The sequence below is a fragment of the Streptomyces sp. NPDC045026 genome (genome assembly GCF_056432625.1).
Window position 1 is genome coordinate 1 of record NZ_JBWKIS010000045.1, and the last position, 13238, is coordinate 13238.

13 protein-coding genes and 1 pseudogene are annotated in these 13238 nt (G+C 69.1%); 3 read left to right on the forward strand and 11 right to left on the reverse strand.

The features are described from left to right. Positions 1-176: 176 nt before the first annotated feature. The 3 genes from AC07EJ_RS43955 to AC07EJ_RS43965 all read right to left on the reverse strand — a co-directional run bounded on the left by AC07EJ_RS43955 (position 177) and on the right by AC07EJ_RS43965 (position 2822). Entirely contained in the window at positions 177-695 is a 519-nt protein-coding gene (locus AC07EJ_RS43955) for a hypothetical protein (protein WP_389487399.1), read from the reverse strand. Beyond that, positions 577-1146, reverse strand: coding sequence for a hypothetical protein (locus tag AC07EJ_RS43960; RefSeq protein WP_478886346.1), 570 nt, complete (start codon positions 1144-1146; stop codon positions 577-579). The genes AC07EJ_RS43955 and AC07EJ_RS43960 overlap by 119 nt, the downstream gene beginning before the upstream one ends. Positions 1147-2165: 1019 nt before the next feature. Continuing rightward, a complete protein-coding gene (locus tag AC07EJ_RS43965; protein ID WP_389487333.1) occupies positions 2166-2822 on the reverse strand; it encodes a TetR/AcrR family transcriptional regulator in 657 nt (218 codons plus the stop codon). Positions 2823-2968: 146 nt separating this feature from the next. Between AC07EJ_RS43965 and AC07EJ_RS43970 the strand changes: the two are divergent. The 3 genes and pseudogenes from AC07EJ_RS43970 (at position 2969) to AC07EJ_RS43980 (ending at position 5986) form a co-directional block, all read left to right on the forward strand. Beyond that, a pseudogene (locus tag AC07EJ_RS43970) lies at positions 2969-4170 on the forward strand (acyl-CoA dehydrogenase family protein). Next, positions 4167-5195, forward strand: coding sequence for a phosphotransferase family protein (locus AC07EJ_RS43975; protein ID WP_389487329.1), 1029 nt, complete (start codon positions 4167-4169; stop codon positions 5193-5195). The pseudogene AC07EJ_RS43970 and the gene AC07EJ_RS43975 overlap by 4 nt, the downstream one beginning before the upstream one ends. Positions 5196-5227: 32 nt before the next feature. Then, positions 5228-5986, forward strand: a complete 759-nt coding sequence (locus AC07EJ_RS43980; protein ID WP_389487327.1) for an SDR family NAD(P)-dependent oxidoreductase — start codon at positions 5228-5230, stop codon at positions 5984-5986. Between the two features lie 60 nt (positions 5987-6046). Here AC07EJ_RS43980 and AC07EJ_RS43985 read toward each other — a convergent pair whose 3' ends face one another. From AC07EJ_RS43985 to AC07EJ_RS44020, 8 genes are all read right to left on the reverse strand, one after another. Next, on the reverse strand, positions 6047-7087 hold the full coding sequence (locus AC07EJ_RS43985; protein ID WP_389487325.1) for an MBL fold metallo-hydrolase: 1041 nt from the start codon (positions 7085-7087) through the stop codon (positions 6047-6049). Between the two features lie 58 nt (positions 7088-7145). Continuing rightward, positions 7146-8672 carry a class I adenylate-forming enzyme family protein gene (locus AC07EJ_RS43990; RefSeq protein WP_389487323.1) on the reverse strand — a complete coding sequence of 509 codons (1527 nt, stop codon included), beginning with the start codon at positions 8670-8672 and terminating at the stop codon, positions 7146-7148. A gap of 101 nt (positions 8673-8773) precedes the next feature. Further along, positions 8774-9094: an EthD domain-containing protein gene (locus AC07EJ_RS43995; protein ID WP_100595421.1), complete on the reverse strand. Its 321-nt coding sequence runs from the start codon at positions 9092-9094 to the stop codon at positions 8774-8776. Between the two features lie 53 nt (positions 9095-9147). After that, complete coding sequence (locus tag AC07EJ_RS44000) at positions 9148-9540, reverse strand: hypothetical protein (RefSeq protein WP_389487321.1); 393 nt, start codon at positions 9538-9540, stop codon at positions 9148-9150. Beyond that, positions 9537-9902, reverse strand: a complete 366-nt coding sequence (locus tag AC07EJ_RS44005; protein ID WP_389487319.1) for a nuclear transport factor 2 family protein — start codon at positions 9900-9902, stop codon at positions 9537-9539. The genes AC07EJ_RS44000 and AC07EJ_RS44005 overlap by 4 nt, the downstream gene beginning before the upstream one ends. Positions 9903-9969: 67 nt before the next feature. Beyond that, a complete protein-coding gene (locus tag AC07EJ_RS44010) occupies positions 9970-11163 on the reverse strand; it encodes an ABC transporter substrate-binding protein (RefSeq protein ID WP_389487317.1) in 1194 nt (397 codons plus the stop codon). 193 nt (positions 11164-11356) lie between these two features. Continuing rightward, a complete protein-coding gene (locus AC07EJ_RS44015; protein ID WP_389487315.1) occupies positions 11357-11977 on the reverse strand; it encodes a TetR/AcrR family transcriptional regulator in 621 nt (206 codons plus the stop codon). Between the two features lie 80 nt (positions 11978-12057). Next, positions 12058-13206 carry an acetyl-CoA C-acetyltransferase gene (locus AC07EJ_RS44020; RefSeq protein ID WP_478886347.1) on the reverse strand — a complete coding sequence of 383 codons (1149 nt, stop codon included), beginning with the start codon at positions 13204-13206 and terminating at the stop codon, positions 12058-12060. Between the last annotated feature and the right edge of the window lie 32 nt (positions 13207-13238).

Here is a 13238-nt window from a genome sequence, read left to right on the forward strand (position 1 = left end):
TCCTCCACACCTACAACCACCACCGATGCCACACCGCACTCGCAGGCAAGCCCCCCATCAGCCGCGCAAACAACGCTTCAGGGCAATACACCTAGGGCGTTCTTTAGGATCATCGAGCCGGCGCTTGGCATGGATGATGGCCAGTGCAGTGACGGCTCACGACCGCCGGTCTGGTTTCATCGCCGCCGGCCGAGCAGCCTGGGCAGGTGCCCCGCGCCGACGGTGTGGCCGAGCAGAAGCGCCTGTTCGTTCTTGAGGTGCGTGAATCCTTTGCGGGTGTATTCCCTCAACTCCCGGCCGGGGAAGGGTATGCCCGACAGGTGCTCTTCGTAGTGGCCCTGCGCCCATCGTGCGGCGGTGATTTCGTAGCCGGAGACGTGTGCGCAGAGCTGGAGGAGGGCGGGAGGCATCTCTTGCTCTATGAGGAGATCGGCCTTGGTGACCACCACGTCGCGCATCACCTGGATGTTGGGGATGAAGACGGTGGTGGCCCATGTGCGCCACTCAGCGAGCTCATGCTCCGTGGGGGGCTCGTCGTGGTCGAAGGGATCGCTGCCGTCGGCTCGGGCGTACCTCTCAGCGAAGGAGTCGTAGGTCCTGCTGTTGGCTTCCATGATCACGAACAAAGGCCCGTAGAAGTCGCTCAGCTGCAGGTTGACGCGCGCCAGACGAGCTTGTCGCTGTGCCAGTCGCACACCGTTGAGGTAAGTAGCCAAGTAGCCAACGAGCGCCAGCCCGACAGTCACGATCGCAGTGTTCATGGCAGGTGATGCTAGGCCGCGCCGATCTGATCAGCGTGCGGACCAGAGGAAGATGCCTGCGAGGTGGAGCCCGGCCAGGTCGACCGTGGCGGTCTTCTCGTAGCGGGTGGCGACGCCTTGCCATTTCTTCAGACGGTTGATGCGGCGTTCGACTGCATTGCGCTGCTTGTACGCCTCGCGGTCGAAGGCGGGCGGTCTGCCGCCTTGGCTGCCGCGCCGTTTGCGGTGGGCTCGCTGGTCGGCGGGGGATCGGGATAACTGCCTTGCTCCCTCGCCTTCGCAAGTGGGCGCGGATTACGCGGGAGGAGTACGCCTTGTCTGCGAGGACCGTCACCGGCCGGATGCGGGGACGCCCCAGTGGCCGGGGCACTCGCAGTGCTCTCATCACGGTCTCGAAGGCGGGTGCGTCCCCGGCCTGTCCCGGGTGAGGACGAAGGCCAACGACCGACACTCGCTGTCGGCAGCAAGATGGACGATCGCATCGATCACCTCGCGATGGTCTCGCCACCGACCGCCCCGCCGCGGCGTCCGGTCCGGCAGTATCGGCTCAATCCACGCCCACTGCACGTCGGTCGACGGCACACACGGACCAACGATCAAATGATCCGAAAGAACTGTCCTAGCCGAGAGTCCTCCGCTTCGCCTGGACCTTCAACCACGGGTTCTCCGCGCGTGATTGAACCCGGTCCAGGTACTCGCGCTTCACCGCCGCGGCCCCTTCCTTCCAACGGCCCTGCTTCGTCGGGTCGCCGTGTCAGTATCCGAAGTCGGCTGCACAGATGACTGGAGTCGGGTGCACTCAGCGCGGCCTCCGCTAGCGAGCCTCGCTTCACTTTGGGTCCGGCCTCGAGTGGCGCCAGGTCTCAACGACGAGAGTGAGTGAGAGCAGTCGACTGGACGTACTTCGGCGTCTGCCCGCTCCGTTCCACTCCACTGCAGGGCTCCAAGAGTCATGCAGGTACCCTGAGCTAGGATTTCGTCACCATATGGGATCTTTGTCAGGCACCTTCGAAGTAGGGGCCCGGAGCGTGCTGCTCGTTATAGATCAGCATCCAGTCCTGCACGCGGCCCGTACGGTGCGCTTGGACTTCTCAGCGTGGGCGTTCATGCCCCAGCACTGCCCGGTACGGCCGACGGACGGACTCCGAACTTCGGTGCCAGGGAGGCGAATTGCACACTCGTGCACCCGGCGGATTCAATCGGCCGTCGCAACACCTCCTTGATGGAACAGGATGTTGTGGCCCAAGGAAGACCACGTGCGGCGGCCTCGACGCCGTCGACGGATTCGCCAAGGGTGACTGCCGCTGCTTCGATCGCGCCGATGATCCAGGTCGGCACACCGGTGCTCGGCCATCGGGCGGCCGACCACCGATCCGTCCACAAGCAAGAAGGGCAGGCGCCGCTTCAGCGCTGCTCAGCCACACCGACGATGCGTAGCGCGATGTCGCCGTACTGGTAGGCGAGTTGGTCGACGGTGAACTCGCCCACCTCGTGGAACCAGCTGGACACACCGATACCCATGTCCAGGATCGAGTACGAGGCGATCCTCGTCGACTGAACACGGAAGACGCCCTCGGCGGCGCCCCGCTCGATGAGTTCGCGGATGCGGCGTTCGTAGGCGCTGCGGCGGCTGAGGACCCGGTCCTGGTCGGGCTGCTCCAGGCTGCCGATCTCACGGTTGCCGACGAACGCTTCCAGGCGGTGGCGCGCGTGGTAGCGGATGTGCGCCTCCACGGAGCGGCGCAACTGCTCGTGGACGTCGTCCACTCCGGCGACGGCCGCCGTGTTGTCGGCGATGAGCTGCTCCATCGTCCCGATCATGATCTCGACCAGCAGCTCGTGCTTGGACGCCACGTGTTTGTAGAGGCTCGGACCGCGGATGCCGACCGCGGCCCCGATGTCGGCCATGGTGGTGGACCGATAGCCCTGCGCGGCGAACAGCTGCAGCGCGGCCTGCCGGATCGCCGACCGGCGGTCGGCCGGGGAGGCGCCCCCGGGCTGTGCGGGTCGGTGCGGACGTTCGTAGGACCCGTCTTGGGTCGCACCTTGAGCTGCACGCATCCGAACCCCCGAAGCTATCCATCATTAGCCGCGTCTCCGGCCTCAAGCACCACACTATAGCCGTCGCTTTCGCCCGTGGCCTTGACATGAGGCTCGCTTCAGTCCTCTCATGGCTAATGGTCAGTAGCCAAGATCAGAGGTGAAGCATGACCATCGGGTTCGAGATCGACGACAGGGTCGCCGACATCGCGCGGCGCACCACCGACTTCGTTCGAGATGTGGTGATACCTGAGGAACAGGCCTGCGACGGGAACATCCATACGGGCCGGAACCACTGCGCCGCCGATTGCAGGAGGCCGCCCGGACGGCCGGGGTGTTCGCCCCGCACGTGGGCACCGACTGGGGCGGGCTCGGGCTCGACCTGTGCGGGCAGGCGGTGGTGTTCGAGGCGGCCGGGCACTCTCTGCTGGGACCGCTCGCACTCAACTGCGCGGCGCCCGACGAGGGCAATATGCATCTGCTCGAAGTCGTCGCCACAGCGGAGCAGAAGGAGCGGTATCTGCGGCGTTTGGCCGCCGGTGAGGTGCGGTCCTGCTTCGCGATGACCGAACCGGCACCGGGCGCGGGTTCCGACCCGCGCGCGCTCGCCACGACCGCGACGAGGATCGACGGCGGCTGGCGGATCGACGGCCGCAAGTGGTTCATCAGCGGTGCGGACGGCGCAGGCTTCGCCATCTGTATGGCCCGCACCAGCGGCGGCCCCGGCGACGCCGGCGGCGCGACGATGTTCCTCGTCGACGCCGACAACCCCGGCATGAAGATCGTCCGGAACATCGACACCCTCGACCAGGGCCTGTTCGGCGGACACAGCGAGGTCGTGTTCGAGAACTGCGAAGTGGGCGACGACGCCGTACTGGGCGAGGTGGACCAGGGATTCAAGTACGCGCAGGTACGCCTGGGCCCCGCCCGGATGACACACTGCATGCGCTGGCTCGGAGTGGCGCGCCGGGCACAGGACATCGCCCTGGAGCGCGCCGCCGAGCGCTCGGCCTTCGGTAAGCCGCTGGCCGAACTGGGCATGGTGCAACAGCTGTTGGCCGACTCCGAGATCGACATCGAGACCAGCCGTGCGGTCCTGTGGCGGGCCTGCTGGGAGCTGGACCAGGGCCGCTCGGCCGCACAGCACACCTCCATCGCGAAGACGTACGTCTCCGAGGCCGTGAACCGGGTCGTCGACCGTGCGGTGCAGGTGTGCGGCGCACTCGGTATCTCGGGGGACGCCCCGCTGTCGCGGCTGTACCGCGAGGTGCGTCCGTTCCGGATCTACGACGGCCCGTCCGAGACCCACCGCTGGGCGATCGCCAAGCGCGCGGTGCGGACGGCACGGGAGCGGAGGGCTGCGCGGTGACCACCTCCGAGGAGGCCGTGGTCGGCGTCGACGTGCCCGCCCTGCGGCGCTACTTCGAGCGCCATGTACCGGATTTCACGGGTGAGTTGCGGATCGCGCTGTTGCAGGGCGGGCGCTCCAATCTCACGTACGACGTCACCGATGGGACGCACCGGTGGGTGCTGCGCAGGCCGCCGCTGGGCGTGCTGACGCCGACCGCGCACGACATGGACCGCGAGTACCGCGTCGTCGCCGCGCTCGGCGGCACCGGGGTGCCGGTCGCCAGGGCCGTGCTGTCGTGCACGGACTCGGACGTGATCGGGGCGCCGTTCTGCGTAGTCGACTTCGTGGAGGGTCCGGTGCTGCGCGACGGCGACCGGGCCGCCGATCTGCCGCCCGCCGACGCGCGAAGCGCCGCCGAGGCGCTTGTGGACGCGCTGGCGGCGCTGCACTCAGTCGATGCCGCCGCTGTCGGGCTCGGCGACTTCGGCCGCCCCGACGGCTATCTGGAGCGTCAGGTGCGCCGGTGGAGGGGCCAATGGGACAAGGTCGCCACCCGGACGCTGCCCGAGGTCGACGAACTGCACGGCAGGCTCGCCCGCGCCCTGCCCGCGAGCGGCGCGCCGACGATCGTGCACGGCGACTACCGCCTCGACAACACCATCCTGGCCCCGGGCGACTTCGGCCGGATCGCCGCGATCGTCGACTGGGAGATGGCCACACTCGGCGATCCGCTCGCCGACCTCGGAATGCTCCTCATGTACTGGGACGCGACCTGCGAACCGGTCCTCGGGGCACGCCACGTCCCGACGGCCAACCCCGGTTTCCCCTCCGGGCAGGACCTGGCCGAGCGCTACGCCGCCAAGTCCGGCAGGGATGTCCGATCCCTGCACTACTACCAGGCGTTGGCCTGCTTCAAGCTCGCCGTCATCGCGGAGGGCATCCATGCCCGCTACGCGGCGGGACAGACCGTCGGCACCGGTTTCGAGCGGGTCGGCTCCGCGGTGCCCGCGCTGCTGAACTCAGGGCTGGAGCTGCTGTCGTGACCGCGACCACACCGCCTTACGAAGGAGACACCGTGCGAGACCGCCTGTCCGGACAGATCGCCCTCGTCACCGGAGCCACCGGCGGCATAGGGGACGCCGTGTCACGGCGCCTGGCGGCGGAGGGCGCCACCGTCGTGGTCACCGACGTCGACGCCGGCCGCTGCGAAGAGCTGGCGAAGGAGCTGACGGCCGGCGGGGCGCGGGCGCTCGGCCTCGCCCTGGACGTCAGCGACGAGGACGCGTGGCGCGACGCGGTCGAACGGGTGGTCGCCGAACTCGGCGGCCTGACGGTGCTCGTCAACAACGCGGGCATCGCCGAGATGCGGACCGTGGAGACGGAGACCCAGGAGTCCTGGGACAAGGTCATCGCGGTGACGCAGGGCGGTGTCTGGCTCGGCATGAAGCACGGCGGGCCCGCGATCGAGCGCTCCGGTGGCGGCTCGATCGTCAACATCGCCTCGATCTTCGGTACGGTCGGCGGCTTCGGCAGCCAGTTCTCGTACCACGCGGCCAAGGGCGCGGTCCGGCTGATGACCAAGAACGCGGCCCTGCACTGGGCCACCCGCGGAGTCCGTGTCAACTCCCTCCACCCCGGCTTCATCGAGACGCCCCTGTCCCGCGAACTGTGGCGGGGCACACCCCGGCACACCGCGATGGTCGAGGGCACTCCGATGGCGCGGCTCGGCAGGCCCGACGAGGTCGCGGGGGCGGTCGCGTTCCTGGCCTCCGCGGACGCGAGCTTCGTCACCGGCTCCGAGCTGTACGTGGACGGCGGCTGGACGGCGCGCTGACGGAGAACGCGGAAGGGGGCGCGGCGGTTGCCGCGCCCCCTTCCGCCCGTACGTGCACTGTCAACGCACCCGCGTGTACTGGTTCACCCCGTCCCGGAACGCCACCGTGGCCCGGCCCCGCAGCACGAGCACGTCCAGGTGCGCCGCCGTCTCGTTGACCGCGAGCATCTGGTTGAACTCGCTGAGCTCGCCGAAGGGCACCTCGCGGCGCGTCCAGCCCAGTTCGCGCGCCACCGCGTGGGCATCGAGCGTGCCATCACCCAGTGCCACCAGGCTCTTGGCCAGCCGGTCGTCGTGGTGCGTGAGCAGCTCGGCGACGCGGGTGTGGGCGCTGTCGGCGACCGGTCCGTGCGCAGGCAGCAGGCGCGTGTCCGCGTACTGGGTCATCAGACGCAGGGAGTCCAGATAGTCGGCGAGCGGCTTGCCTCCGGGCTCGGCCAGTTCGAAGCCGATGGACGGTGTGATGTGCGGCAGGACGTGGTCCCCGGAGAACAGGAGCCCGCGCTGTTCGTCCAGGTAGACCACATGTCCCTTGGTGTGTCCGGGGGTTGGCACGACCCGCAGTGCGTGGTCGCCGAAGCTCAGGGTCTCCGCGCCGAGCCAGCGGTCGGGGGCCTCCCACACGCTCGGGTCGTAGCCGCCGTGGTCCATCGCCTGCACGCGGTCGGCCAGGTCGCCGGCGCCCGCCCTGCGCAACGTCTCCAGCGAGCCCGCGGGTTCGTCACTGCGCAGCCGGTCGAGCATCTCCAGGCCCGGACGCTCGCCCGCGCCCAGGTACACGCGCGAGCCGAGCAGCCGGCGCAGCTCTACGGCGTTCGTGTAGTGGTCGCGATGGATGTGCGTGACCAGGATGTGGCTGATGTCGCCGAGGTCGCGGCCTATGGCGGCCAGGGCCTCCTCGAGTGCCTTGCGCGCCTCGGGGATCGCCCAGCCGCCGTCGATCATGACGATGCCGTCATCGTCCGCCAGGTTCTCCAGCAGATAGACGTTGACGGCGTGCAGCCCGTCGTTCGGCAGCGGCAGGGGAACGCGGTGCACCCCGGGCTGCACGGTCTGGATTCCGGCTGCGGCCCATGGGCCCTGGTCGAACCGCGTGGTCATGATGCTCCCTTGCTGGCTGGTGCTGGTGTGTCTGTGTGGATCGGCCCGGCCTCGTGGATCAGGCCGGGCCGGGAGTGTCCGTGCGCAGCCGGTGGGCCAGTTCGCGGGCCCCGGACCGGTCGAGCTTGCCGACCTTGGTCTGCGGCAGCTCCTCGATCCCGTAGACGAACTCGGGCCACTTGGTCCTGGACAGGCCGACGCTATCGAGGTGGCCGGTCACCTCCGCCAGGTCGATGCCGCCGCCGTCCTCGGTGACGACGAGCAGCGCGATGCGTTCGCCGAGCACCTCGTCCGGGACGGCCGCGACGCAGGCCCGCGCGACCCGCGGATAGCTGGCGACGGCACGCTCGATCTCGGTGATGTCGATGTTCCGGCCACCGCGGATGATGATGTCCTTCTCGCGGCCCATGATGCTGATGGTGCCGTCGTCATGGGTCATCAGCAGGTCGCCGGTGGGGAAGTAGCCGTCCTCGGTCAGCGTCGGCGCCTCGACCTTGCCGTCGCGTGCGTAGCCGAGGAAGAGGGAGGGGCCGCGCACCTGCGCGCGGCCCGACACCCCGGGCCCCGCCGTGTCGCCTTCGGGGGTGAGTGCGCGCAGGTCCGTGCCAGGAAAGGGACGGCCGTCCCTGCCGAGCCGGATCTCCTCGGGTTCGTCGGGGCGCGGCGAGGTGTGGCCGAGACACTCGGACATGCCGAAGACGCGCAGGATCCGCGTACCCAGGGACTGTTCGGCGCGCGCGAGGGCGCCGCGGTCCATCGGACCGCCTCCCACGGTGATCGCGCGGACTCCCCCGAGGATGCCGGAGCCGGCAGCCTCGGCCCCCATTTGCAGGGCCATCGTCGGCACGCACATGGTCCAGCGCACCTGCGCCTCGGCCATCCGCTGCAGAGCGACGGCCCGGTCCCACTTCGTCATCAGGACGAGCGGGCCGCCGAGGAGCAGTGCGAGGTAGACGCCGAAGCAGTACGCGGCCGTCGACGACAGCGGGACGATCGCGGCCACTGCGTCTCCGCGCGTCAGGCCGTTGATCTCGATGGTGCTCGTGCCCGCGTAGCGCAGGGCCTCCTCGGACTGGACGACGCCTTTGGGCCGCCCGGTCGAGCCGGAGGTCAGACCGATGAGGGCGCCGCCCGACCAGCGGCTCACCTCCCGCTGCCCGGGCGCGGCGTGACAGGTCCAGCCGTCGAGCACCGGGTCCGAGGTGAAGGCGGCTCCGGCCCCGCCCTTCAGCAGGTCGGACACCCCCCATTCGTCCATCGCCGAGGGCTCGGCGACCACGGCGTCGGGGCGGATGTCCTCGAAGGCGGCCGCGAACTCGGCACGTGTGGTGTGCCGGTTGACCACCGCCAGGACCCCGTCGCCGAGGCCCACGGCCAGCGTGCCCGCGACGGTCCGCCATGAGTTGTCGGCCTGGAGCATGACGGCCCCGACGGACCCGTCTCCTGCGCCGGCGGACATCGCCGAGGCGAGCCGGCCCGCCTCGGCGAGCAGCTCACGCGCCGTGTGGCTGCCCGAGTCGTCGATGACGGCGACGAAGTCCGCCTGCTCGGCCCGTCGTTGGAACTCCTGCACTACCTGTCGCATCCTGCTTCCTCGCTACGCTGTGCCGAACTCCGTAATGAAATCTGCTCTGTGCATGCCGTGCTGGATGTTGTGGATGTGGTCATGCCGGGTCTGTGGTGGCCTCAGCCGGTGAACATCTCCGCCTCGCGGCCCATCACCGCGATCCGGCGGCCCTTCATGTCGCCCACCTGGGCCACCGCGTCCGCCCATTCCGGGCTCGCGAGGGCCTTTTTCAGAGCTTCTGGGGAATCGAAGCTGAGCACGGAGATGCCGTCCCAGCCCTCGGAGCGCGGCTCCAGAGCCTGGTCGATCTCGGTGTGCCGCCAGGCGCGCAGCCCGGGCAACCGGTAGGTCAGCTCCGCGTGGTCGCCGCGCCACCAGTCGATGAACCGCTCGTGGGTCCACTCCGGCGGACGGGCGGCCAACAGGACGAGGTTGTACATGAGTTGCCTCCGAATCTGTTCCTTGTGTGGTCACGTACGTAGTCCTGTGCACGTCAGCCGAAGCGGATCTCGGACGACCGCCCGATCAGCAGCCGCTGCAGCCGGCCACCATCGTCCACCCGCCCGGCCGCGACGAAGGTCGCCTCTGGAACGCCCGCGCGCCGCACCTCGCCGAGGAACAGCTCGTCCTGGCCCAGGGTGGTCGCGGACAGCCGGTGGTGGGTGCGGGTGCCGCGCTCGCGCTGTTCGAGATAGCCGACCAGAGCGGCCCGGTCACCTGCGAAGTCGGTCGCGTTCCCGTCACCGGTGGAGAACAGGATGGAGAGCGTGAAGTCGTCGCTGATCAGGTCGAGGATCCGGTTCGGCTCATCGGTGTCGAGGATCTCGAACCAGGCGGTGAGGAAAGGCGCGGAGGCCGTGTCGGTGGACGTGGTGGTGTCGCTCATGACTGCTCCGGAAACTCGATGAGGTCGTAGGTCGTGGTGAAGTACGACTGGTAGCGCGCCATCTGTCCGCCCTGCGTGATCACGGCGGCGGAGAGGAAGGATCCGACGGCCTTGCCGGACTCGGTGACCACTCCGTACACGGTCTCCAGGTCGCCGTCGGAGCTGTGCCGGAGGATCTCGTGCGTCCGCTCGACGGGGTTGCGGCCGGAGATGTACGCCGCGAAGTCCTCCTTGGACCAGCCGGTCTCCTCACGGCCAGGGAGGGCGATGCGAAAACGGAAGTCCGGTGCGAGGAGTTCGAGAGCCGTCTCGGGACGGTCGCTGTCCATCCGTGCCATATAGGCGCGCAACACACTGGCCATGGGGTGGTCCTCTCACTGTTGGTCACTATGGGTCACTGCCGGGGCGGGTGCCGGCCGCGGACGGATGTCAGTCGCGGGTCGGCGGGGTGAAGAAGTCGCCCTGCGACTCCCAGCGTCCGTTCCTGACGACGACCTTCTGTACATCGCGGGTGCCGAGGTGGTTGTCCGGGGAGAAGTTCAGGACCGGTCCGACCCCGGTGTCGACCGCTTTGGCTTTCTCGTACGCGGCGGTCAGGGCCTCGGAAGTGACCGGACCGTCGATGGTCTTGGCGACCTCCACGAAGGCCTTGGCAGCTTCCCAGCCCCACAAGGTGATGAAGTCGGCCGGCTGCCCCTTCTCGTACTTCGCCATCGCCGTACGGAACTCCTCGACCGCGGGGTCGTCGTCGTTCGGCGACTTGACCAGCTGCACCGCCCTGACCCCTTCGGCCGCCTTGCCCGCCAGCGTGAGCGTGGACTGGGCGGCCACCGGCGCGTATCCGTACACGGGCGTGGACAGGCCCTGCAGCTTCGCCTCCTTGAGGTACGAGGCGGCCTCGGCGGACGCGAGGATCAGCACGACCGCGTCGGGCTTCTCGGCCTTCACCTTGCTGATGACCGGGCTGTAGTCGGAGGTCTGGAACTTGACCTTGAGCCGTTTCACACGGACCGACGGGTCGGCCTTGCCGGCGGCGGGGCCGATCTCCTTCGCGACGTTCACAAAGGCGGCCGGGTCGCTGTGCACGACCAGCACCTTCTTCGCTCCGTCACGCGCCACCCAGCCCCCGAGCGCGGCTGCCTGATCCTCGTAGAGGGTCTGCAGGCCGAACAGTCCGTCCCTGGCCGGCCGGTACCACGTCGCGTCCCCGCCCAGCGGGTTCAGGACCGGCACCTTCTTCTGGTCCAGGACGAAGGGGAACGTGGCCTGAGACTGGGCCGTGCCGTTGGCCGCGACGATCGCCACGACTCCGTCCTGGTCCACGAGCCGGCGGGCCACCTGCACGGTCTGCTGCGGATCGAAGGCACTGTCCTTGACAACCCAGTCGATCTTGCGGCCGTTGATCCCGCCGCGGGCGTTGACGGACTTGAAGTACGCGTCGGCACCCGCCCGTTCAGGGATGCCGAAGGATGCGACGGCACCGGTGAGCGGGTACCAGGCACCGATCTTGATGACCTTGTCGTCCCCTGCCGCCGAGGGGTTCTTGGTGCCGCAGGCGCTGGCCACCACGGCGAGCATGGCGGCGAGTGCGGCGATGAGCGCGCGTGTCGTGCGGCGTCGCATGACCCCTCCAGGAATCAACCTGAGTTCAGTTCAATTCACACGTCGGATCTTAATCCTGAGGAAACACGCCTGGCAATGGCTGGTTACGTACGCGATCACCGCGTATGCGCGGCGGGGCACCGTCCGGACAGCACTGCGGCCCCCGGACGGGCATCCGTCAGGGGGCCGCACGATCGCGGGAGCGCCCAGTGCGTCAGGCGGCGACCATCCGCACGCAGGCGCCCTCGATCAGCTCGCTGATCTCAGAAAGCGGCGTGGCTCCGGACGGCCGGTACCAGCGCCACACGCTGACGATCAGACCGAGCACGCCCGCGCCCAGCAACTGCGCGTCCCGCAGCGGGAACGCGCCCTGGGACATGCCCTTCACCAGCAGGTTCGTCCAGTCCCGCTCGACGACCTGGACGAGCTGGCGCGCCGCGACGCGCTCGGCCTCCTCACGCTTGGACCTGCGCGAACCCGAGAGCAGATCCATGTGGTTCTGCAGGATGCGCATCTGCAGGACCTCGTGCGGGGAGACGTCGTACGCCGCCCGGACCGCGGCGCGCAGCGCCTCGACGGGGTCCTCGGCGTCCTTGGTGGCCGCCACGAACCGGTCGTGGGAGCGCTCCAGTTCGAGCCGCATGATGGTGAGCAGGCAGTGCGTCTTCGACTCGAAGTAGTGGTAGAGGGCGGTCTGTCCGATACCGACCCGCTCCGCCACGGTGGACCACTTGGTGGCCTCGAAGCCGGCTTCGCCGAAGCAGTCCACCGCGGCCGTGAGAATGGCCGCGCGCTTGGACCTCGGTCCGGCCTCCGGTTCAACGATCCTTGTCATGCTCCCTCTCCTGGCCGTCACCCACCGTGTCCGTACCCGAGAGTAAACCCAAGTTGAACTCAGTTGCCAACCGGATCCGGTCAGAGACGTTCGAGCACGGTGGCGTTCGCCATGCCGCCGCCCTCGCACATCGTCTGCAGCCCGTAGCGTCCGCCGGTCCTGCGCAGCTGGTGGACGAGTGTGGTCATGAGCCGGGCGCCCGTGGCGCCTAGCGGATGACCGAGCGCTATCGCCCCGCCGAAGGCGTTGACCTGCTCGTGAGCGGCGCCGATCTCCTTCTGCCAGGCGAGGACGACGGAGGCGAACGCCTCATTGATCTCGACCAGGTCGATGTCGTCGATCGCCAGCCCCGCCCTGTCGAGGACCTTTTCCGTGGCGGGGATCGGGCCGGTCAGCATATGGATCGGGTCGGAGCCGACCACCGCCGTGGCGTGCACGCGGGCCAGCGGAGTCAGGCCGTGGCGGCGTACCGCCTCCTCAGAGGCGATCAGCAGGGCGGCGGCGCCGTCGGAGATCTGGCTGGAGACGGCGGCGGTCAGCCGGCCGTCCTCCGTCAGGGTCTTCAGACCTGCCATCTTCTCCAGGGTGGTGTCGACGCGTGGGCCCTCGTCGGCACTCAGCCCGAATGCCGGCGTGATCTCGTCGTCGAAGTCACCGGCCGCCTGGGAGGCGAGGGCCCGCTGGTGGCTGGCGAGCGCGAACCGCTCCATGTCCTCGCGGGTGACGCCCCACTTCTCGGCGATCAGCTCGGCGCCGCGGAACTGCGAGACCTCCTGGTCCCCGAAGTGCTCGCGCCAGCCCTCGCCCGCGAACGGGCTGCCCATACCGGCCTGTCCGCCGACGACCATCGGGCTGGCGATGGGCACCAGACTCATCACCTCCACGCCCCCGGCGACCACCAGGTCGGCGGCACCGGATCCGACCGCCTGGGCGGCGAAGTGCACGGCCTGCTGGGAGGAGCCGCACTGCCGGTCGATGGTGGTCCCGGGCACATGCTGGGGCAGGCCCGCCGACAGCCATGCGGTGCGGGCGATGTTCCCGGTCTGGGCGCCGATCTGGCTGACGCACCCGAAGTACACGTCGTCGACCGCGCCCGGGTCGACGCCTGCGCGCTCGAGGAGCGCACGCAGCACATGCGCGCCGAGATCCGCGGGGTGCACGCCGCTGAGCGTGCCCTTGCGGCGGCCGACCGGGGTGCGGACGGCTCCGACGATGAATGCTTCCGACACTGTGGGCTCCCTCTGATACGGGTACGGGTACG